The 21,557-nt window shown below is 63.4% G+C and carries 14 protein-coding genes; 9 read left to right on the top strand and 5 right to left on the bottom strand.

The annotated features are described in order from the left end of the window. The first annotated feature begins 76 nt into the window (after positions 1–76). The 3 genes from CWE16_RS01810 (at position 77) to CWE16_RS01800 (ending at position 6,608) form a co-directional block, all read left to right on the top strand. Complete coding sequence (locus CWE16_RS01810; RefSeq protein ID WP_201737941.1) at positions 77–2,521, top strand: calcium-binding protein; 2,445 nt, start codon at positions 77–79, stop codon at positions 2,519–2,521. A 68-nt stretch (positions 2,522–2,589) separates the two neighbouring features. Then, positions 2,590–4,407 carry a glycosyltransferase family A protein gene (locus CWE16_RS01805; protein WP_161567553.1) on the top strand — a complete coding sequence of 606 codons (1,818 nt, stop codon included), beginning with the start codon at positions 2,590–2,592 and terminating at the stop codon, positions 4,405–4,407. Further along, positions 4,404–6,608 (top strand): glycosyltransferase, encoded by a 2,205-nt coding sequence (locus tag CWE16_RS01800; protein WP_131592465.1) that lies wholly within the window; start codon positions 4,404–4,406, stop codon positions 6,606–6,608. Before CWE16_RS01805 ends, CWE16_RS01800 begins: the two co-directional genes overlap by 4 nt. A gap of 10 nt (positions 6,609–6,618) precedes the next feature. On the opposite strand, the gene CWE16_RS01795 is transcribed toward CWE16_RS01800, so the two are convergent. Next, the gene (locus CWE16_RS01795) at positions 6,619–7,413 is read right to left on the bottom strand and encodes a glycosyltransferase (RefSeq protein WP_131592464.1); all 795 of its coding nucleotides are present in this window, start codon (positions 7,411–7,413) and stop codon (positions 6,619–6,621) included. Positions 7,414–7,453: 40 nt separating this feature from the next. Then, the gene (locus CWE16_RS01790; protein WP_161567552.1) at positions 7,454–8,713 is read right to left on the bottom strand and encodes a sulfotransferase family protein; all 1,260 of its coding nucleotides are present in this window, start codon (positions 8,711–8,713) and stop codon (positions 7,454–7,456) included. Positions 8,714–8,765: 52 nt separating this feature from the next. On the opposite strand from CWE16_RS01790, the gene CWE16_RS01785 reads away from it, so the two are divergent. The 3 genes from CWE16_RS01785 to CWE16_RS01775 are packed head-to-tail and all read left to right on the top strand — an operon-like array spanning position 8,766 to position 13,664. Next, positions 8,766–9,476: a peptidylprolyl isomerase gene (locus tag CWE16_RS01785; protein ID WP_131592462.1), complete on the top strand. Its 711-nt coding sequence runs from the start codon at positions 8,766–8,768 to the stop codon at positions 9,474–9,476. Next, the gene (locus CWE16_RS01780; RefSeq protein ID WP_131592461.1) at positions 9,473–12,439 is read left to right on the top strand and encodes an ABC transporter transmembrane domain-containing protein; all 2,967 of its coding nucleotides are present in this window, start codon (positions 9,473–9,475) and stop codon (positions 12,437–12,439) included. Before CWE16_RS01785 ends, CWE16_RS01780 begins: the two co-directional genes overlap by 4 nt. Before the next feature lies 1 nt (position 12,440). Next, complete coding sequence (locus tag CWE16_RS01775; protein WP_131592460.1) at positions 12,441–13,664, top strand: HlyD family secretion protein; 1,224 nt, start codon at positions 12,441–12,443, stop codon at positions 13,662–13,664. Between the two features lie 14 nt (positions 13,665–13,678). On the opposite strand, the gene CWE16_RS01770 is transcribed toward CWE16_RS01775, so the two are convergent. From CWE16_RS01770 to CWE16_RS01760, 3 genes are read right to left on the bottom strand one after another with little or no spacing between them, the layout of a single operon-like run. Continuing rightward, entirely contained in the window at positions 13,679–15,760 is a 2,082-nt protein-coding gene (locus CWE16_RS01770) for a ribonuclease J (protein WP_131592459.1), read from the bottom strand. Between the two features lie 52 nt (positions 15,761–15,812). Beyond that, entirely contained in the window at positions 15,813–16,721 is a 909-nt protein-coding gene (gene dapA, locus CWE16_RS01765) for a 4-hydroxy-tetrahydrodipicolinate synthase (protein ID WP_131592458.1), read from the bottom strand. Then, positions 16,718–17,701, bottom strand: a complete 984-nt coding sequence (locus tag CWE16_RS01760; protein ID WP_131593000.1) for an aspartate-semialdehyde dehydrogenase — start codon at positions 17,699–17,701, stop codon at positions 16,718–16,720. Before CWE16_RS01760 ends, dapA begins: the two co-directional genes overlap by 4 nt. Positions 17,702–17,925: 224 nt before the next feature. Here CWE16_RS01760 and tig point away from each other — a divergent pair, with 224 nt between their 5' ends. The 3 genes from tig (at position 17,926) to clpX (ending at position 21,520) form a co-directional block, all read left to right on the top strand. Beyond that, complete coding sequence (gene tig, locus CWE16_RS01755) at positions 17,926–19,341, top strand: trigger factor (protein ID WP_131592457.1); 1,416 nt, start codon at positions 17,926–17,928, stop codon at positions 19,339–19,341. A 46-nt stretch (positions 19,342–19,387) separates the two neighbouring features. Next, positions 19,388–20,077: an ATP-dependent Clp endopeptidase proteolytic subunit ClpP gene (clpP, locus tag CWE16_RS01750; protein WP_131592456.1), complete on the top strand. Its 690-nt coding sequence runs from the start codon at positions 19,388–19,390 to the stop codon at positions 20,075–20,077. Positions 20,078–20,164: 87 nt separating this feature from the next. After that, positions 20,165–21,520 carry an ATP-dependent protease ATP-binding subunit ClpX gene (clpX, locus tag CWE16_RS01745; protein WP_131592455.1) on the top strand — a complete coding sequence of 452 codons (1,356 nt, stop codon included), beginning with the start codon at positions 20,165–20,167 and terminating at the stop codon, positions 21,518–21,520. Positions 21,521–21,557 lie beyond the last annotated feature (37 nt).

Here is a 21,557-nt window from a genome sequence, read left to right as displayed (position 1 = left end):
GACAGCAAAACAGCCAACTGGGCCACATCAGCTAATAGGAACCGTGAACAGGATGGGATGGTTTTATTTTTTGACCATGGCCCCGTACATCGGTACAACCACTGCACGCATCCCCCAGGGCGGCACTGCCACGGAAGCCAGCCAACTCCTGGACGGGCAAGACGGCAATATTCTTTATCCCTACGGCCACTACAAGGCAATCGCCACCGTCGGCGAAGTCGATTCCAAAACCGGCAAGCCCCTGACCGGCTATCCCGACGGCATCGCCGGCTGGCTGAAGGACAACAACACCGTTCGGGTTGCCTACCAGTCGGAGTCGTACGCAACCATGTCCAACGAGACCTATGGCTGGGTCATGGACAGCGGTGCCACCTTCACCGGCTCCCACATCCACACAATCGATTACGACCGCAGCAAGTTCGCCGACTTCCTGAACAACAACGATGCCGCCGCTTCCATGGTGAAGGGCAGCGGCCATCTCTTCGACACCGTCTACAACGTGTTCGGTGAAGTGGTGGACGGCAAGAACACCGACAGCTCGGATCTCAGCGCCAAGTGGGGCAATCAGACCAAGGCCGACGGCACGGTGATTCCCTTCAAGGCCGGCCAAGAACTCACCCAAGGAGACTGGTTCTTCCACTCCTTCTGCGCAGCCTGGTACGAGCAAGCCAACAAGTGGGGCAGCGGGATCGGCTTTGAAGACGACGTATGGCTGATGGCCGAGGAGTGGAACATCGGTAGATCCATGTTTGACAACGGTGAAACCGACTCCAACGCCACCATGGGCCTGGCCTCGATGGTGGTGGATATCGCTAACCAAACCGCCTACACCGCACCGGTGCTGGGTCAGACCGGCTACGAAAAATTCGTGCCCCTGAACCCCGGCAGCAAGGACTACACGCTGATCTCCCTCTCTGGTTACAACCACAACCAGGAGCCGGTCCCCAACCGCGTGTATGTGGGCATCAAGGACAAGCTGGCCGATGGTTCGGCGATCGACTACGCCACCGCCTCCGAGCGTGACAAGTTCCTGGCCCGTAACGGTCTGCTCTACGGCCGCATCTACGGCATGGCCATCGATGGCAGCACCGCCAGTGCTCTGGGCGTGACACCCGACAAGGACGGCAACGGCGTCTATGACGACAAGGTCATGGACGACTATCTCAAGAATGCCTCAGCCCCCGACAGCTTCAGTGGTCGCTTTTATCCCACCAGCTACCGCTGGGATGGCTTCGACAGCCCCGAGGCGGTGCAAGACACAGAGATGATGCTCTGGGAGAAAGCCGCCGAGCAGCCCAGCGGTTACACCTTCTTCAATGGTGACTCCAAGCTGGAGCACGCTGCTGCCGACCCCGACACGAGCAAGACCCGCTTCATCCAGAACATGACCGACGAGGGCGGTTTGCTGGCCTTCGACCTCAGCAAGATCCAGAGCGAACTGGCCGCCGCCGCCGGCAAACTGCCCGACTACCTCTCGGTGGATGTGACCCGCCTGGTGGCTGCTGTGGATGGGGCCCTCACCCTCGAAACCGGTGGGCTGGGCCAAGCCCACACTGGCCCCCTCAATGCCGATGGCAGCAAGACCGCTGCCACTCACATCGAGGGCAAGGCTGCCAAAACCGTGGCTCCTGATGGTCTGCAATGGATCAAGACGGCCGACGGTGACTACCTGATCGTGGACGAAGATTCCGGCAACGATTACGGCGAGCGCCGCTTCGTGCTGCCAATCGACTCCGAAACCCTCAAGCTCAAGGAAGACGGTGTTGGCTTCCTGCTGAGCCTTGGTGGCGGCAGCCTCCACCCCCGCGCCAAAGCTGGCGTGGCCTCCCTGCCCGGTGCCTTCTCTAGGGCCACCAGCTCGGAGCACTCCGGCGTTTGGAACGTGACCGGTTTGGTCGCCACCAAGGCCGACGGCAGCTTCTATTCCATGGACGAGCTCAAGGGTACCGGTGAGCAGGAAGTGATCGGCAAACTCGGTCTGGCCGCCCAGACCCTGATCGGTGTGATCCAGCACTCCGGTGAATCGGGTGGCGATGTGGCCGCTGGACTGGCTGATTACGGCGGCCAGATCAACATGTTCAACTTCAACATCCCCGACAAAGTCACCCGCGAGTACCGAATCAACTCCTCACCGATCAGCGGCTTTGATTCCGTGATCAACCGCGCCCACAGCGATGACACCGTCACCGGCACCAGCGGCAAGGATCTGATCACCGGCATGGGTGGCAACGATGTGATCGATGGTGGCGACGGCAGCGATGACATCAACGGAAACGGAGGCAACGACACCCTCACCGGCGGCAAGGGTGCCGACTTCTTCCGCCTCAGCAAGGGCACCGATGTGATCACCGACTTCTCCGCTAAGGGAGGCGACAAACTCGGCATCGTGAGCGGTCAGGCGTTCAGCCTCAAGCAGATCGGCAACGATCTGGCGATCATCCGTGAGGGCTATGGCACCACCACCCTCACCGGTGTGAATGCCGACGACTTCAACCCCTCCAGCTCCATCGTGCGCATCTGATCTCGGTCGGATTCGTATCACCATGGGTCCGGCTCTTAGGAGTCGGACCTTTTTGATGAGCGATCGCCTTGTCGACCGACCTTGATGCCCTGATCGCGCGGGCCAATCCCCTGCTGCCAGCCCTGCTGCAACGGCTGGGCACAAGCGGCCGCGCCCTCGGACCAGCCCTGCTCCAGGCCCTCCTCAATCCCCGCCATCCCTGGAGGCATGGAGCCCGACACCTGAGCGGTGGCGGGCTCCTACGCACGCGGCGGCGACTGCTGCGCTGGAGCCTGATCGGCCTGAGCTCGGAGGAGGCGCGCCAGTTAGCCAGCACCACCGGCAATAACGAATTGCCCCTGCCCGAGAGCCTGCAGGGTCTACCACTGCAGGCAAGGCCGCAGGACCGCCGCAACTGGCAATGGCATGCCTGGCTGCAACAGCTTCCCTGGTCGCCGACATGGAGCACACCTGACCAACGCAACCTGCTGCTCAACCTCCAGCCGTTGCCGCTGCTGCCGGGGGCCGGTGAAGTGTTGCAATGGCGCCGCCGCCATGTCGCCGTACTTGATCCCGACCCCGAGCGGGTCGCAGTGCTGCGGGCCCTGGGGGTGAACGCCTATCGCCTCCGACCAGCGACCACGGCCCGCAACCCCTGGTTGCAGGGAGACCAGCTCACGGTTGAGGCAGCGCTGCTGCTGGGGCTGCCGGATCCTGCCGCCCTCGATCCAGCAAGGCTGCTGGTGCTCGGAAGCGCCGGTGAGGCCTGGGAGCAGAGGATCCCCAGCGACCTCCACACCCTGCCCCGCTTCGATCAGCTACTCCTCGAAAGCGAAGCTGAGGCAAAAGCACTGGCCGCCTGGTTGAACCGCTGCCAGCAGCTGGGGCATCAGCTCGTGCGTCTAGAACCAACGCGCGCCGAACAGACCGGTCGAGGGTTCAGCGCCCTGGAACATCCCAGCGCAGAAGCCGCCTCCAGGAACTGGTTGCCAGCCCAGGCCTTCCAGGCCCCGCTGCATCCCGCCAGCCTGCACAGTGAGCTGACCTGGCGCCGCGCCGGCGGCCCGCCCCCGGGACCCATCCACACCCCGACGCCCGCTCGCGATCTGATCTGGAGCTGGGGTGATGGCAACGAGAGCAGCGGCGCAAACGCGGAGCTGGCGATCACGATCAGCCTGCACAACTACGCCGGCCGGATCCGCACAGCCCTGGAATCGGTCGCCCAGCAGCGACTCGAGACCCTGGAGCTCATCGTGGTCGATGACGCCTCCAGCGACGACGGTGTCCAGGTGGTGCAGCAGTGGCTGGATCAGCACGGCCAGCAATTCCAACGCGCCTTGCTGCTTCGTCACACCAACAACAGCGGTCTAGCCGCGGCCCGCAACAGCGGCTTCGCCGCCGCCCGCGCCCCCTGGGTGTTCGTGCTCGATGCCGACAACCGGCTGTTGCCCGACGCTGCCGCAGCCTGCCTGCAGGTGGCCCGCCAAGCACCCGAACGCACGGCCATGGTGCATCCGTTGGTGGCGGTGGATCAGGAGGATGGCGTTGTCAGCCATGGAGCGCTGCTCGGGGGCATCAGCTGGCAGGCCCAGCAGTTCCAGCGTTTCAACCAGGTGGATGCCATGGCGCTGATCCGCCGCAGCGCTTGGGAGGCCGTGGGCGGCTTCGAGCACATCCCTGGTGGCTGGGAGGACTACGACTTCTGGTGCAAGCTGATCGCTGCCGGTTACAGCGGTGTGCTCTGCCCGCGACGACTGGCTGTTTACACCAGCCATGGTGAGTCCATGATGGCCACCCGCACCTTGCAGCAACTACGCTCGATCAGCCGCATCCTGCAGGCGCGGCATCCCTGGTTACAGCTGGCCCATGGACAGGGTCTGGCGGAGGGCTGGGGCGGGATGCCATGAAACAGCTGCTGCGCTGGGGATACCGCCGACTGCCCCTGCCCGCTGGCAGCAAACAGGCACTGCGGCGCCAGCTGTTGCTCCTGCCGACCGTCTGGCGGGGACGAAGGGTCGCGACACCGTCCGCGACACCGTCCGCAAAACCGTCAGCAAAACCGTGGCGACCGGCCATTGCTGCAGGCCAGGACGGCCTGGACGCCGCCATTGCCTCCCTGCACTTCAGCACCACAAGCGCAGCGGCGCCTGAGATCAGTGTGATCGTGCCCTGCTACGACCAGCTCCGCACCACGGTTGCCTGTCTGCTCAGCCTCCAGGCCCACCCGCCGAGCCGCAGCTGGGAACTACTCCTGCTTGACGATGCCTCCCCCAACGACGACTACGGCCTGCTGGCTTCCGTTCCCGGATTACGCCTGATCCGGCAGAGCCAAAACCTTGGGTTTCTCGACAGCTGCAACACAGCCGCCGCCCAGGCCCGTGGCCGCCACCTGCTGCTGCTCAACAACGACACGATCGTGCAGGCAGGCAGCCTCGATGCCCTCAGGGACACCTTCGAGCAGCAACGGCGTGCCGGTCTGGTCGGTGCCCGCCTCATTGACGCAGAGGGGCTGCTGCAGGAGGCCGGTGGTCTGGTCTGGCGAGACGGCTCCGCCTGCAACGTGGGCCGTTTCCAGGATCCCAGCCGCCCGGAGTTCAACCACCTGCGCCGGGTCGACTACTGCTCAGGGGCGGCGATCATGCTGCCCACCGATCTCTTCCGGCAGCTGGGGGGGTTTGATCCCGCCTACCGGCCCGCCTACTACGAAGACACCGACCTGGCGATGCGGGTGCGGGCCGCGGGCCGAGAGGTGCTTTACCAACCCGCTGCAGTGGTGGTGCATCACGAAGGCGTGAGCCATGGCACCGACCCCAGGCAGGGGCTCAAGCGTCATCAGGTTCTCAATCAGAAGCGCTTCAGAGAGCGTTGGGCCGACGCCCTCCAACAGCACGCTCCGCCAGAGCAGCAATCAAGCCTGGAAGTTCGGCGCGAACTCAACCGCGGTTTTGCCTACAGGGCCCTGCTGATCGACCAGACCATTCCCAGCCCCGACCGCGATGCCGGCTCCGTCTGCCTGCTCAATCTGATGCTGCTGTTGCGGGACCTCAACGTGCAGCCCAGCCTGCTCGCTGCCGCGGAACCGGCGCCGGCGGCCGGCACCGCCCTCTGCGAGCGGCTCGGGATTGAATGTCTGCATGCCCCCCACATCCGCAGCATCCACAGCCATCTGCGCCGCCATGGGTCTGACTACGACCTGGTGCTTGTGTTCCGGCCTGAGCTGGCCCAGGTGCACCTGGAGGCCGCCCGTCGTCATTGCCCCCAGGCACGGCTGATCTATTACCCCCATGATCTGCATTACCTGCGCTGGGGCAGGGAGGCCGCCCTGCGCAACGATCAGGCCCTCGCCCGCCGCGCCGAGCGCAGCCGTCACCAGGAGTGGGCCAACAGCCGGCAGGCCGACAGCACAATCGTGCTCAGTCGCCAGGAACAGGAGGCCCTGCAACGGGCCCTGCCGCAGCAGCGCATCGACCGGCTACCGCTGATGCTCAGCCGCTCGGACAACGCCGCTCTCCAGCCCCGCTTCGGGGGACAGCATCTGGTGTTTGTCGGCAATTTCCGTCACGGACCCAATGCCGATGCCGTGCTCTGGTTCGCCGAGGCGGTGCTGCCCCTGCTGCTGCCAAACCTCCCGGATCTGACCCTGCATGTGGTGGGACAGGAGCCACCGGAGGCGATCCGCCGCCTCCAGGGCCCATGCCTCCAGGTGCATGGCTTCGTGGAGGATCTCGAAGGCCTGCTGGCACGCATGCAGGTGGCCGTTCTGCCCCTGCGCTACGGCGCTGGCATGAAAGGCAAGCTGGGCACAGCCCTGCGGCAGGGGCTACCGGTGGTGAGCACCAGCATCGGCTGCGAAGGGCTCCCTGCCCAAGAGAACCCACCACTGCTGGTGGCCGACAGCGCTGAGGCCTTCGCTGCAGCCGTCATGCAGCTGCTCAACGATCAGAGCACCTGGGAGCGTTTCAGCACCCTTGGCGCCGCCTTTGCTGCACGGGAATGGGGGCCGGAGGCCTCCCGCCAACGGCTGGCCTCGATCCTCAGCGGGCTGGGTCTGGAACGGAGCCATCTCGATGCCTGGCCGAGCCCCGATCTGCGCCTCTATCCCTTTTGAAGCTGGATGTTCAAATCCACTTCAAACCCCATTTGCGGAAGTAAGTGAAGGCACTCACCAGATTCACCCAGGTGAGCCAGAGGCTGTGATGGCTACCGCGGCCCCAGGCATGCACCACATTCACCAAGGGCAAGTGCACGCAGCGACCATGGCTGCGCAGGCGACGGGTGAGATCCGCATCCTCTAAGTAGAGAAAAAAGCGCTCATCGAAACCGCCCACGGCGCGGAAGGCGTCCAGGCGCATGACCATGCAACAGCCACTGAGATAAGGCGCCTCGAACACCTGCTCGTAGTTGAGATCCGCCATCACATAGCGAGCGTCATAGCGACGCAGCCAGGCGGGCTTGATCCGATCGGGCAGGAATCGACGACTGAACAGCGCCAACAACGTGGGGTCTCGTTTGGCCAATTGCTGCAGGCTGCGCTGCGGGTCGCGGCTGCGGATCCCCGGCACCGCCAGCACCACATCGGGATGCTCCTGCATCCAGGTCAGCATCGTTTCGAAGCTGCCTGACTCCCATTGCAGATCGGTGTTCAGCGCCGCCACGAGGGGCAGGCGATCCCCCAGCCGTTGAATCGCTTTGTTCAGGGCTCGGCCGTAACCGAGATTGCTGGAGTTGCGAATCACCAGATCCGCTCCCTCACTCAGAGCCTCCGCCGCCGTGTCACGGCGCCAGGCGTTGATCACCAAGGCATAACCGATGCGGGAATCCAGGCAGCGCAGGCACTGCTGCAAACGCTCCACTTCCGTGGCCGTGGCCTGATAAGCCACCACCACCAGCATCAGCTCACGACTCGGGATCACAACTACTGAAGCCCGGTTCGCTCCTGGGGATTCTGAAGAATCAATGGCCCTTTGACTTAAAGAACGGCCTAAGAGATCGACGCGGACATCGGTGAGGCGGAGCCGCTGGATCCAACCAATAGGCGGGATAACCAAGGGCGCGCAGCAGCCGCACCCGGGACGGATCCGGGTCCCAGATCAGCTCCGCCTGCGCCAGTTGTTGCTGCCACTGCTGCGCCGCTGCTGGAGCGGGCACGGAAAAGTTCAGGGCTATCCGCCGCGTTGATGCCTCAGGGCAAACGCTGAGCGGCAACCGTCTGAGCCAGCGTCCAAGGCGCGGTTTCCAGCGGGAACGCCCTAGCACCTGCACATGCAAACAATTGCCCACAGGCAAGGGCGGATGGCGGCGGGGGGCTGGCCAGCTGTGATGACGGTCGCACCAGTCTCGCCAACCATGGGGATCGGCCAGATCGCCAGCAGCAAGCTCTGGATCCTGCTGCTCCAGCGACGGAATCCTTGCCCCAGGCCAGGCCTCCAGCGACCGCGCCCCTGCCTGCAAACGGCGATACCCCACCTCAACCGGTTCATCCAGAGCCCTGACTTGGAGCGGCGTGCGTCCACTGCGCTGCAGGCGTGGATCGATCAGCGCCAGGGCCTGCAAGCGTTGCTCCTCCCTTGGCTGAAGGTCGGGTAGAGCCGTCAGCAGGCGCTCCAGCTGCTGCTCCGGAGAGCTGAACCAAGCGCTGTAATCAACGAGCGTCAGAGCCTGGCCTGGCGGCAGTGCCGCCAGCACCTCCTGGTTGTGCAACCACCAAAGCCGCTGGGCGCGCAACGCATCCATCCCCGTCGCCACCCGATCGCGACGCATGAGTGACGTGACCACCTCCGCCGGATCTCGGATCGACAGCACCAGGTGCAGAGGCAGCTCCAGGGCCTCAGCCAACCCAAGCCAGAGAGGCAGCAGCCGTGAGCTCCGTGGATCCTTGATCAGCCATGGGCCCTGCTGGCGCGCCTGTTCCGCACTGAGCAAATGCTGCAACTGCGCGGCTGCCGCTCGTGTTGCTGGATGGTCGAGCCAGCCCTCCGGCAAGGGACGCAATCCCTCCGCCGCGGGCCACCAGCGCTCCAGATCCACCAGCAACTGCTCCTGCAGATCCACCACCTCCCGCCACTCGAAATACCCCGAGGGGTTGTGGGCATCTGCGGCGATCAAGGTGCCGGGCAGCGCCACCCCCAACCGCTGCAGGAGACCCGCCAACAGGGAGGTGCCGCTGCGATGCATCCCCAGCAACAAGATCAAGGGTGGCTGCACGCGACCCATCGCAAGCAAGACCGATTGTGCTGAGTATTGTTCGCCCAGATCCGACTCTGGCGTGCTTAACCCAACCCTTCCCGATCTGCAGCTACTGATCGGTGGTGCGGGGCTCGATCTCCTCCGCGAGCACAACCTGCTCGAAGCCCTGATCGAACGGATGCTGGTTAGCGAACTGATCCGAGACATCCAGCCGGACCCTGAAGCGCTGGCGGCTGCAACAGAGGCCTACGCCCGTCAGCAGGGGATCACCGCCGACGCCGTGCCCAGCGACGTGATCGAACGACCACTGCGCATGAGTCGTCTCGCCCGCGAACAGTTCGGCGCCAAAGCCGAAGCCCGTTTCCTCGTGGAAAAAAACCGGTTGGACCGTGTGGTTTACAGCCTTCTTCGGCTGAACAGCCGCTCCCAGGCTCAGGAGCTCTACCTGCGCATCGCCCATGGAGAAGCCGATTTCCGCGAGTTGGCAGCACGCTTCTCTCAAGGCACAGAGCGCAACACCAACGGCGTCGTGGGGCCGGTGCCCCTGAATCAATCCCATCCAGCGCTCTCGGAGAAATTGCGAGCCGCCAAGCCAGGTACCCTGCTCGAACCCTTCAGCGTGGACCGCTGGTGGGTGGTTGCCCGGCTCGAACGCTTCGCACCAGCCACGTTCGATGAACGGATGGCCGATCAAATGAGCATGGAATTGCTTCAGGAGTGGGTGAAGCAGGAAACCTCCCGTACATTGGGCGCGCTTGAGGCCAACAGCGGCGGTTCTTCTGCGTCATGACCCAGACACCCGTTGGCCAGCTGATCCGGCAGGAAGCGATCCGCTGCCTGAGCAAAGCCGCCCAGGAGCGTGTGCTGCAACAGGCCCAACTGCTCTCGTTTGAGCTTGGTCAGCAACTGGTGGAACCCGGCGTCATTCCGGGGCGGGTGCTGATCCTGATCCAGGGCCGCGCACGACTCGTCGGCCAGGATCAAGGTCGCCTTCTGTCCCTCGGCAAGTTTGAGCCCGGTGCTGTGCTGGGTGCTGCGAGCCTGATGAATGGTCGGGGTGTCGAAAACCTGATCGCCAGTGATTCACTCACCGCGGCAGCGATCAGCGATGAACTCTGGGCCGAGCTCTATCAAGAGGAAGACAGCTTCCGCCGCTGGTGTGATACCCAGCTCTGGGCCTCGGAAACCACCGCTCTGATTCAGGATCTGCAGGAGCGCAACGCCCGGGCCGACCACACCTCCCTGCAACTGCTCCAAGAGGCCCTGCGGGAAGCCCGAAGGGTGCCTCTCGATGCAGCAGCAATCCAAGAGGCAGAAACATCGAACCGCCAGGTGTTTCTGACCTCCGCCTGGGCCGGTTGCACCCCAGGTGAACGCCTGAATCCATCGGCACTGCCGCCGGCCAGTCAACCGTTCCCCGCACGCCTCATCAGCTTGCCAACGGCTCTTGTTGAGCAGATCACCAGCAGCGAACCGCAGGGCGCCGAAGCAACAGCCAGCAGCGTCGAGCTCACTGCCACGACGACAGAAGCGGCAGACAGTGCACGGGTCCCCACTCCCGCTGGTCCAGCACCGGTCAGCCGCTTCAGTCCCGATGCCGACCTGCTCGATCAGTTGCGCCTGATCCGCGCCGAAGGCGTGCTCCAGGAAACCCTGGCCTGCTTCCAGATGTTGGCGCAACTCATGAAGCTGCCCTTCCGCCGCGATGCGATCGAAAAGGTGCTGCGGGAGATGACGCGCCGCGGGCAGGAACCAAATCTGCGGCTCTGCGGCCAGATCGCCGCAGGCCTTGGCTTGCATGTGTCCGGTGCCCGGGTTGCCGCCGCCATGGGGACCCGCCTGCAGACTCCCACCCTGGTGCCCTGGGGAGACAGCTTCGCCCTGGTGGCACGCAGCAACCAAAGCGGCCTCGTCCTCGCCTCCCCCCGGGACGGCATCGTTGAACTGGCTCCCGAGCAACTGGACGACGCCTTCCCCGAGGGCCTCGATGTGCTGCTGCTGGAGCGCTCCAACGCCACCCTCAACCAGAGCTTCGGACCTTCCTGGTTCTGGCCGGCCCTGCGCCGCTACCGCGGCGTGCTCGTGCAGGTGCTGATCGCCAGCTTCGTGGTGCAACTCTTTGCCCTGGCCAACCCCCTGCTGATCCAGGTGATCATCGACAAGGTGATCAGCCAGCGCAGCCTCGACACCCTCCAGGTGCTGGGGATTGCCCTCGTGGCCGTGACCTTGCTGGAGGGAGTGCTCGGCAGCCTCAAGACCTTCCTGTTCTCGGAAACGACCAACCGCATCGATCAACGCCTCGGCGCCGAAGTGATCGATCACCTGCTCCGTTTACCCCTCGGCTACTTCGACAAACGCCCCGTCGGTGAACTGGGCTCCCGGATCAGCGAGCTCGAAAAGATCCGCAACTTCCTGACCGGTCAGGCACTCACCACGCTTCTCGATGCCGCCTTCTCGGTGATCTACATCGTGGTGATGGTTGTCTACAGCTGGCTGCTCACCCTGATTGCCCTGGCGGTGCTGCCGATTCAGATCGCTCTCACCCTGATCGGCGCGCCTTTATTCCGCCGTCAGTACCGCCAAGCCGCAGAGGCCAACGCCAAGACCCAGAGCCATCTTGTGGAAGTGCTCACCGGCATTCAGACCGTGAAGAGCCAAAACGTGGAGATGGTGAGTCGCTTCTCCTGGCAGGAGCTGTATGCCACCTACATCAACCGCTCGTTCGAGAAAACGATCAGCGGCACCGTCCTCAACCAGACCTCCCAGGTGCTGCAAAAGCTCTCGCAGCTGCTGGTGCTCTGGGTCGGCGCCACCCTGGTGCTGAGCGGAGAACTCACCCTCGGCCAGCTGATCGCCTTCCGGATCATCTCCGGCTACGTGACCCAGCCGCTGTTGCGCCTATCCAGCATCTGGCAAAGCATCCAGGAGCTCAAGGTGAGCTTCGAACGTCTCGCCGATGTGATCGACACCCCCCAGGAATCCGACGCACTCGACAAGGCCAAGGTGCCCCTGCCTCCGATCGAGGGGGACGTGAGCTTCGAAAACCTCAGCTTCCGTTTCCGTCCCGACATGGATCCGGTGCTCAAAGACGTGAACCTGCACGTGAAGGCGGGCACCTTTGTGGGCATCGTCGGCCAGAGCGGCAGCGGCAAGAGCACCCTGATGAAATTGCTGCCCCGCCTGTACGCCCCCGAGGAGGGTCGGATCCTGATCGATGGCTACGACATCGACAAGGTGGAGCTGTACTCCCTGCGCCGCCAAATCGGCATCGTGCCCCAGGACCCCCTGCTGTTCTCTGGCTCGATCAGCGACAACATTGCGCTCACCCAGCCCGATGCCGGCAGCGACGAAATCGTGATGGCCGCAAAGCTGGCCGATGCACACGACTTCATCATGGGTCTGCCCAATGGCTACAGCACCCCCGTGGGTGAACGCGGAGCCTCCCTCAGCGGCGGACAGCGGCAACGGATCGCCATCGCCCGCACCCTGCTGAGCAACCCCAAGCTACTGGTGATGGATGAAGCCACCAGCGCCCTCGACTACGAAACCGAGCGAAGGGTCTGCGACAACCTCGTCGGAGCTCTGCAGGACTGCACCGTTTTCTTCATCACCCACCGCCTCGCCACCGTGCGCCGGGCTGACCTGATCGTGGTCATGCACCTGGGCGTGGTGGCCGAGGTGGGCAGTCACGACGAACTGATGGAACGTCGGGGTCGTTACTACGCGCTGTATCGCCAGCAGGAGGCCGGTTGAGATGAGTCCGTTCCAATCCAATAACCCGATCGGTGGTTTGATCCGCAAGGCTCAGGATCAGCTCGAGCGTCGTGCCGGTTCCCTCACCCACAACGAATCGGTGCTTCAGCAGGACCGCATCTGGCTGCGCTCCGTCACCTGGGGGTTGGTCGGCACCACGTTGATCGGCATCGGCTGGCTGGCGATCGCCCGCACCGAAGAGGTGGTGGTAGCCCAGGGCAAACTCGAGCCTGTCGGCAACGTCAAAGACCTTCAGATCCCGTCCGGAGGTGTGGTCAAGGCAATCCTGGTGAAGGGTGGCGAACGAGTGAAGAAAGGCCAGGTGCTGATCGAGCTCGATCAGAAGAGCAGCAGCCAAGAACTGAAGTCGCTCCAGGAATCCCAGCGCCTCAAGCAGCAGCAGCTCTCCCAGAAGCAACAGCAACTGCTGCTCAAGCAACAGGAGAAGGCACGGAGCAACGAGATCAACCGTGAGCAGATCAGCAGCCTCCAGGCCCGTCTTGCCCTCGAAGACAAGATCCTGAGTCGTCTCTCCAAACTGGCCAAAGAAGGCGCCTCCTCAGAACTGCAGTACCTGCAGCAACAAAACAAGGTGGAGGAACTGCGCGGCAGCGTTAACAAGGAGATTGTTGAAGGCCGGCGCCAACAAAGCGTGCTTGACCAGCAGATCGAACAGATCAATGCCGAAACCGCTGGCCTGCGCAGCGACCTGGCCCAGCTGCGCTCCCAGATCACCCAGGCGGAGGTGACCCTTGGCTACCAGTCCCTGCGGGCCCCGGTCGATGGAGTGGTGTTCGATCTCAAACTCACCACGCCAGGCTTTGTGGCCCAAACTGGCGAACCAGCCCTGAAGGTGGTGCCGTTCAACACCCTCGAGGCCGATGTGGAAATCCCCAGCAGCAAGATCGGTTTCGTGCGCAAGGGCCAACCAGCCGAGATCAGCATTGATTCCTTCCCTGCCACCGATTTCGGCGTGCTGGAAGGCAGTGTGGCGTCGGTGGGATCGGACGCCCTCGCCCCCGACGCCCAGAAGGGCCGCCAGGAGTACCGCTTCCCGGCCACGATCAAGCTCGACAGCCAGCAACTCAAGCTGAAGAACGGCACCAGCCTGCCCTTGCAGGTGGGCATGTCGCTCACCGCCAATATCAAGCTGCGTAGCGTCAGCTATCTGCAGCTGCTGCTCAACACCTTCCGCAGCAAGACCGACTCACTGCGGAAGATCTGAGTCTTGATCGGCCCTCAGGCCGCCGCCGAACGGCGGCGGCGGGTGCGACCGGCCGGCATCTCCTGATCCGGCTCTGGCTTGGTCGCCACCGCCTTGGTCGCAACAGCAGCCTTGCTGGCAACAGCCTGAGTAGTGACAGCCTTCTCGGCAGTGGATGCCGGAGTCGACTCCGCTGGAGCTGACTGGCCCGCAGCTGCAGGAGCCGGTACCGCCTTGACGGGGGCAGGAGCGCGGTCGCGGTCGCGACGCCCTTGGCCGTGATGGCCACCACCACCGTGACCGCCACGGCCGCCGCGGCCCCGTGGTGCCGGACGATCATCAGGCTCGGCATCGGCGCGGCCCTTGTACACCGGTGTGCCACCGGGAGCGGGCTGCACCAAGCAAAGAATCAAAGGCTCCACCTGCAACTCGCGGCGCATACGCCGGCCCAGGCCCACCTCAACCTCGCGCTGCACACCCATCCAATCCACTTCAGGGGCCTTGCCGCCGGTGTTGCGAGTGAGCTGCTTCCAGCGGTTCTCCAGAACCCAGCTGATTTCCCGCTCGGTCCAGAGCGACATCTTGCGGGCATCCGCGGTGGTCACCACACCACGCAGATTCACCCGAGGGGGAGCGACCATGGCCCCATCGGTGCTGATCGCCGCCAGGATCGTCACGATGCCGTCTTCCGCGAGCTGCTGTCGCTCCTTCAGCACACGAGCATCAACAATGCCGTTGCGCGACTGATCGAGCAGCTCAATACCGGCCTTGACCGGATCACCCTTGCGGATCGACTCAGCCGTGAGTTCGACCACATCACCGTTCTCAATGATCAAGGTGTTGTCTTCCGGCACACCCATGGAGTGACCGGTCTTGGCGTGGCAGACGAGCATGCGGTGCTCACCGTGCACCGGCACGAAGAACTTGGGCCTGGTGAGCGCCAGCATCAACTTCTGGTCTTCCTGGAAGCCATGGCCCGACACGTGAATGCCCTCGCCCTTGCCGTAGACCACCTTCGCCCCAAGCATCATCAGGCGGTCGATCGTGTTGACCACGGAGATCGTGTTTCCAGGAATCGGGCTGGCCGAGAAGATGATCGTGTCGGTGGTTTTCACCTTCACCTGAGGGTGCTCACCACGGGAAATCCGGCTCAGGGCAGCCAGCGGTTCCCCCTGGCTGCCGGTCATCAGCAGCAGGGTTTCGCGATCGGGCACATCATTGATCTGCTTGATCGGCACAAACAGATCATCCGGAGCGCGCATGTAGCCGAGCTCCCGCGCCTTCGCGATCACGTTCAGCATGGATCGGCCAAGCAAACCCACCTTGCGGCCGTTCTTGAGAGCCAACTCCAGAATCATCGACACCCGGTGAATCGAACTGGCGAAGGTGGTGACGATGACCCGACCCTCCGCCTGGGCCATGTGACGATCCAGGTTGGGGAAGACCGAACGCTCCGGCGGGCAGAATCCAGGCACCTCAGCATTGGTGGAATCGCTGAACAGGCACAGCACGCCGTTGTCGCCGTGATGAGCGAGACGGGCCAGGTCGAAATGCTCCCCATCCACTGGGGTGTGATCGAACTTGAAGTCGCCCGTGAAGATGATCGTGCCCACAGGAGTTGTGATCGCCAGCGAGAAGCTGTCGGCCATCGAGTGGGTGTTGCGGATGAACTCCACTGAGAAATGCTGACCGACTCGCACCACATCACGGGGACCGACGGTCTGCAGGGTGGTGCGATCGCTCACACCTGCCTCATCCATCTTTCCGGTGAGCATCGATAGGGCCAGCCGGGGCCCGTAGATCACCGGGATGTTGAAGTGCTTGAGGTGGTGGGCAATGCCACCGATGTGGTCTTCATGGCCGTGGGTCACGATCATGCCCCGGATCCGTTTCTGGTTCTGGCGCAGGAAACTGGTGTCGGGCAGCACCACATTCACGCCGTGCATGCCATCGCTCGGAAAGGCCAGGCCGGCATCCACCAGCATCAGGTCATCGCCATACTCGAACACGCAAGTGTTCTTGCCGATCTCGTGCAGTCCCCCGAGGGGAATCACGCGCAGACAGGGCTCCTGGGCGGCGGTCGCGCCATTGCGGGACGTAGAGATCGAAGCAGTCATGAATGTCAGATGAATCGAAGAACAAAGGCGTGATCGCCGGCCAGCCGTGGCGTCAGGTCTGACGCAGGGCAGACAGGGCTTGGATCAGGTCATCGCGCATGGCGGTCTCGAGGGGAACAAGGGGAAGACGGGGGGCTCCAACGGGCCAACCACTGGCCTCAAGGGCGGCTTTCACCGGAATCGGATTCGTGGTGGCGAACAGAGCCCGGAACAAAGGGAGCAACTGTTCATGCAGGCCGAGGGCCTCGGCATTGCGGCCACTGAGCTGGGCTTCGATCATGGCGCGCAGGCGCCGGCCCACCAGGTGACTGGCCACGCTGACCACGCCGACGGCACCGACGGCCAGCATCGGCAGCGTCAAGGCGTCATCCCCGCTGTAGACGGCAAGCCGGGCACCGCAACTCAGGCGCAGCTGGCTCACCTCATCGGTGCTGCCACTGGCGGCCTTGAAGCTCACGACGTTGGCGCAATCCATGAGTCGAGCCACCGTGGACGGCGCCATCGAACAGCCGGTGCGACCGGGGATGTTGTAAAGCATCAACGGCAACTCGGGGGCAGCCTCGGCCACGGCCCGGAAATGGGCCTCCAGCCCCTCCTGAGGAGGCTTGTTGTAGTAAGGCACCACCACCAAGGCACCATTGGCCCCGGCAGCCGCCGCCTCTCGGGTGGCCTCCACCGCCTCGGCGGTGCTGTTACTGCCGGTGCCCGCCAGCACCTTCACCCCAGAGCCCACCGCCTGACGCACGGCCTCCAGCAGCTGCACCTGCTCCTGCCAGCTCAAGGTGGGGGATTCACCCGTGGTGCCGCACACCACAAGACCATCGGATCCCTCGTCCACGAGATGGCGGGCGAGACGACCGGCCAAGGCCAGGTCAACCCGGCCGTCGGCATCGAACGGAGTGACCATCGCCGTGAGCAGACGGCCGAAGGGGGTGGGGGAGAGGGCTGCGGAGAGGCTCATGCGTTGATCAGCAGTTCGGCAATCTGGATCGCGTTGAGGGCCGCGCCCTTGCGGATCTGGTCACCGCAGAGCCAGAACTCCAGGGCGTTGGGATCACTGATGTCCTGACGGATCCGACCCACCGCCACGGGATCGCGGCCGGTCACATCTGTGGGCATCGGGAAACGGTTGCACTCGGGCTGCTCAATCAGCTCGACCCCAGGAGCTGCCGCCAGGAGAGCACGGGCCTCGTCCACCGGGAACGGCTGCTCAAACTCCACATTCACCGCTTCTGAGTGGGCACGCAGCACGGGCACGCGAACGCAGGTGGCCGTGAAACGCAACTCAGGGAGATCCATGATCTTGCGGGTCTCATTGACCATCTTCATCTCCTCTTCGCAGTAGCTGTTGGCTTGCAGCGGCGAGTTGTGGAGAAAGAGGTTGAAGGCGAGGGAATGGGGCAGCACTTCACTCTTGGCTTCACCTCCGTCCAACACCACACGACTGAGGGTCTGCAGTTCTTCCATGGCCCGGGCACCGGCACCGCTGGCCGACTGATAGGTGCTCACCACAACACGACGCATGGGTCGTTTCGCTGCCAGGGGAGCGAGCGCGAGGGTGAGCAGGATCGTGGTGCAGTTGGGATTGGCGATGACGCCCTGATGCTGGAAGGCCGCCTTCGGATTCACCTCAGGCACCACTAGCGGCACACCGTCCTCCATGCGAAAGGCGCTGGAGTTGTCCACCATCAGGGCGCCGGCCTGAGTAATCGCCTGGCGCCATTGACGCGACACCGAACCACCAGCAGAGGCGAGCACCAGGTCCACCCCTTCGAAGGAGGCAGCCGTCACTTCCTGAACCGAATGCTCCTGCCCCTTCCAGCTCTGGGTCGTTCCAGCGGAACGGGCTGAAGCAAGCAATCGCAGCTCACCAACCGGAAATGCACGCTCTTCCAGCAGCTGCAAAAGCTCCTGTCCCACTGCACCACTGGCACCGAGCACGGCGACGGTTAAGGGGCGATGCGGCAGAGAAGCGGTGGGGTTCGACGGAGAGGGAGACAAGCGGTGGGTTTTAGAACTGCAATGACGACGCTGGCCCCTGGCCACGATCGGAATCCAGCAGCAGCGCCAGGCTGGAGCATCCGATGAAACGTTGCCCTCACAATACGTGGCGATCCACGGACTGACGCTTCCATAAAGTGTTGGGCTGCCCGAACTACTCCTGCATGAGCGCCGCGTCCCTGAAGGTCAAGACCACCGCCCGTCCGGGCAGCCGCCTGGCGGTGGAAGTGGCAGTTCCTGCGGAGCGTTGCAAGGAGAGCTACGAAGCAGCGGTGACCCGCCTCAGCCGCAGCATCAATCTGCCTGGTTTCCGTAAAGGCAAGGTGCCCCGGGCGGTGCTGTTGCAACAGATCGGCCCGCTGCGGATCCGAGCCACCGCCCTGGAAGCCATCGTCGACGGAGTCTGGCGGGAGGCCATCGAACAAGAACAGATCGAGGCCCTGGGGCAACCCGATCTAACCGGCGGGTTTGAGAGCCTGCTGGAAGCTTTTGACCCCGGCAAGGCCCTCACGCTCACGCTCGAAACCGACGTGGCTCCAGTGCCGAAACTCAAAACCACCAAGGGGCTGAAGGCCGAAGCGGAAGCCGTCAGCTTTGATCCTGCTCAGGTGGACGACATGCTGGATCAATCCCGCAAGCAGATGGCCACGTTGGTGCCGGTGGACAACCGGGCCGCCGCCAACGGTGATGTGGCCGTCGTGGGCTTCAAAGGCACCTATGCCGATGACGGCAGTGAGATCGAGGGTGGCAGCGCCGACTCGATGGATGTGGAACTGGAGGACGGGCGGATGATCCCGGGCTTCGTGGAAGGGATCGTCGGCATGGCCATCGGCGATGAGAAAACCGTCGACTGCCAGTTCCCAGAGGATTACCCCAAAGAGGATGCCCGCGGTCGCAAGGCCAGCTTTGTGATCAGCCTCAAGGACCTCAAGACCCGCGAACTGCCTGAGCTCGACGACGCCTTCGCCAAGCAGGCCAGCGATAAGGAGACGATGGCGGAGCTGCGTGAAGAACTGGAGAAGCGCCTCAAGGACGACGCCGAGCGACGCCAGAAGAGCAATCGCCACGACGCCCTGCTGGCCGCCCTTGTGGAGCAGCTGGAGGTGGAGCTGCCCGAAAGCCTGGTGCAGCAGGAAGTGCGCAACTTGGTGGAGCAGACCGCTGGCCAGTTCGCCCAGCAGGGCATGGATGTGAAATCCCTGTTCACCCCGGAGCTGGTGCGCTCCTTGATGGACTCCTCCAGACCCGAAGCCGAAGAGCGCCTCCGTCGCAGCCTCGCCCTCAGTGCTCTGGCCGAAGCGGAAGACCTCAAGGTGGAGGACACAGAAATCGAAGCCAAGCTCAAGGAGGTGAAGCGCCAGCTCTCCGGTGAACGCGACATCGATCCGGCACGGCTGCGCCAGGCCGTGATCGACGACCTGCTGCGCGACAAATTGCTCGGCTGGCTGGAAGAGAACAACACCGTGGTCGAGAAGGCCCCTGAGAGCTCCGAGGCTGTAACCGCCAAGGAGAAGAAGAAAAAACCTGCGGCAAAAGCCAAAACCAGCAAAGCCAAGGCCGATGGGGACGCCGACGGCTGATCAGCACCCATAGATTGAGCTGATACAGGAACCCGCCAGCTGCCGCGTGATCGACGCCCGTCACCACCATCCGATCCAGAACCACTGGCGGGGCATCAGCCCCGTCTCAGCCATGCCATCGGCCTCCCCTGGTGTGCTGCCCACCGTGGTGGAACAGTCGGGTCGAGGCGAGCGGGCTTTCGATATTTATTCGCGTCTTCTCCGGGAGCGGATCATCTTTCTGGGAACTGGAATCGATGACCAAGTTGCCGATGCCCTAGTGGCTCAGCTCTTGTTCCTAGAAGCTGAGGATCCTGAAAAAGACATTCAGATCTACATCAATTCCCCCGGTGGCTCGGTAACGGCCGGACTAGCGATCTACGACACCATGCAGCAGGTTGCCCCTGACGTGGTGACCATCTGCTACGGATTGGCCGCCTCCATGGGCGCCTTCCTGCTCTCCGGTGGCTGCAAGGGCAAGCGCCTCGCCCTGCCAAATGCCCGGATCATGATCCACCAGCCCCTCGGTGGCGCCCAAGGCCAGGCTGTCGACATCGAGATCCAAGCCCAGGAGATCCTGTTCCTGAAAGACACCCTCAACGGTCTGATGGCCGAGCACACGGGCCAGCCCCTCGAAAAAATCGCTGAGGATACAGACCGCGATTACTTCCTTTCTCCAGCAGAGGCGGTTGAATACGGATTGATCGACCGGGTGGTGGACAGTCTCGCGGACGGAGGAATCGTTACGGAGGGCTGACATCGCGCAGCTCCACGGCGATCCTGGGAATCCGGACCGCGACCATCCGTCGATCCGACTTATCCCGTTTGAAGCGACCAGCGCCCGATGGCCAAATTCGACGCCCATCTGAAGTGCTCCTTCTGCGGCAAGTCCCAGGAGCAAGTCCGCAAGCTGATCGCCGGTCCCGGCGTGTACATCTGTGATGAGTGCATTGATCTCTGCAACGAGATCCTCGATGAAGAACTGATCGATGCCCAGGGCAACCCCCGCCAGGGGGGCGAAACCTCCCGCAAGGCAGCCCAGGGAACCCGCAAGGGCACAAAGCCAGCCCCCACCCTTGCCTCGATCCCCAAACCACAGGAGATCAAGAGCTTTCTCGACCATCAGGTGGTCGGTCAGGAAGCGGCCAAGAAAGTGCTTTCCGTAGCGGTTTACAACCACTACAAGCGCCTGGCCTGGCAGGGCGATGGCAAGGGCGAAACCGAACAGACCGCCACCCGCCTTCACAAGAGCAACATCCTGCTGATCGGTCCCACCGGCTGCGGCAAGACCCTGCTAGCCCAGACCCTGGCAGAACTCCTGGATGTGCCCTTCGCCGTAGCCGACGCCACCACCCTCACCGAAGCCGGCTATGTGGGGGAAGACGTCGAAAACATCCTGCTGCGGCTTCTGCAGAAGGCCGACATGGATGTGGAACAAGCCCAGCGCGGCATCATCTACATCGATGAAATCGACAAGATCGCCCGCAAGAGCGAAAACCCATCGATCACCCGTGATGTGTCGGGCGAGGGGGTGCAGCAAGCACTCCTGAAGATGCTGGAAGGCACCGTGGCCAACGTGCCTCCCCAGGGCGGTCGCAAGCATCCTTATCAGGACTGCATCCAGATCGACACCAGCCAGATCCTGTTCATCTGCGGCGGCGCCTTTGTGGGCCTCGATGACGTGGTGCAGAAGCGACTCGGACGCAATGCGATCGGCTTCGTGCCCAGCAGTGATGGGCGCGGTCGCAACAAGGCCAATCGCGACCTGCAAGCTGCCCAGGTGCTGCGCCATCTGGAGCCGGACGACCTCGTGAAGTACGGCTTGATCCCGGAATTCATCGGCCGCATGCCGGTGAGCGCTGTGCTGGAACCTCTGGATGAACAAGCGCTGGAATCGATCCTCACCGAGCCCCGCGATGCGCTGGTCAAGCAGTTCCGCACCCTGTTGAGCATGGACAATGTGCAACTGGATTTTGAAAGCGACGCGGTCGTAGCGATTGCCCGCGAGGCGCACCGGCGCAAAACCGGCGCCCGGGCGCTGCGCGGAATCGTGGAAGAGTTGATGCTCGACCTGATGTACGACTTGCCTTCACGCAAAAACGTGAAATCCTTCACCGTGACGCGAGCCATGGTGGAAGAACACACCGGCGGGAAGGTGCTGCCACTGCCAGGCAGCGAACGCCAGCAGGAATCAGCCTGAGGGTGCTGCGCTGATGCTGTGAAAGGGGTTTCAGCAC

This window comes from Synechococcus sp. BS55D, from assembly GCF_004332415.1.
Classification (GTDB): domain Bacteria; phylum Cyanobacteriota; class Cyanobacteriia; order PCC-6307; family Cyanobiaceae; genus Synechococcus_C.
Note: the sequence above shows the minus strand (reverse complement) of the source record. Positions and strands in the feature narration are given on the sequence as shown.

Coding starts and splice junctions, on each gene's coding strand:
- tig (WP_131592457.1), top strand. CDS start 17,926: ATGAGCGCCGCGTCCCTGAAGGTCAAGACCACCGCCCGTCCGGGCAGC.
- CWE16_RS01775 (WP_131592460.1), top strand. CDS start 12,441: ATGAGTCCGTTCCAATCCAATAACCCGATCGGTGGTTTGATCCGCAAG.
- CWE16_RS01810 (WP_201737941.1), top strand. CDS start 77: ATGGCCCCGTACATCGGTACAACCACTGCACGCATCCCCCAGGGCGGC.
- dapA (WP_131592458.1), bottom strand. CDS start 16,721: ATGAGCCTCTCCGCAGCCCTCTCCCCCACCCCCTTCGGCCGTCTGCTC.
- CWE16_RS01800 (WP_131592465.1), top strand. CDS start 4,404: ATGAAACAGCTGCTGCGCTGGGGATACCGCCGACTGCCCCTGCCCGCT.
- CWE16_RS01790 (WP_161567552.1), bottom strand. CDS start 8,713: ATGGGTCGCGTGCAGCCACCCTTGATCTTGTTGCTGGGGATGCATCGC.
- clpX (WP_131592455.1), top strand. CDS start 20,165: ATGGCCAAATTCGACGCCCATCTGAAGTGCTCCTTCTGCGGCAAGTCC.
- CWE16_RS01780 (WP_131592461.1), top strand. CDS start 9,473: ATGACCCAGACACCCGTTGGCCAGCTGATCCGGCAGGAAGCGATCCGC.
- CWE16_RS01770 (WP_131592459.1), bottom strand. CDS start 15,760: ATGACTGCTTCGATCTCTACGTCCCGCAATGGCGCGACCGCCGCCCAG.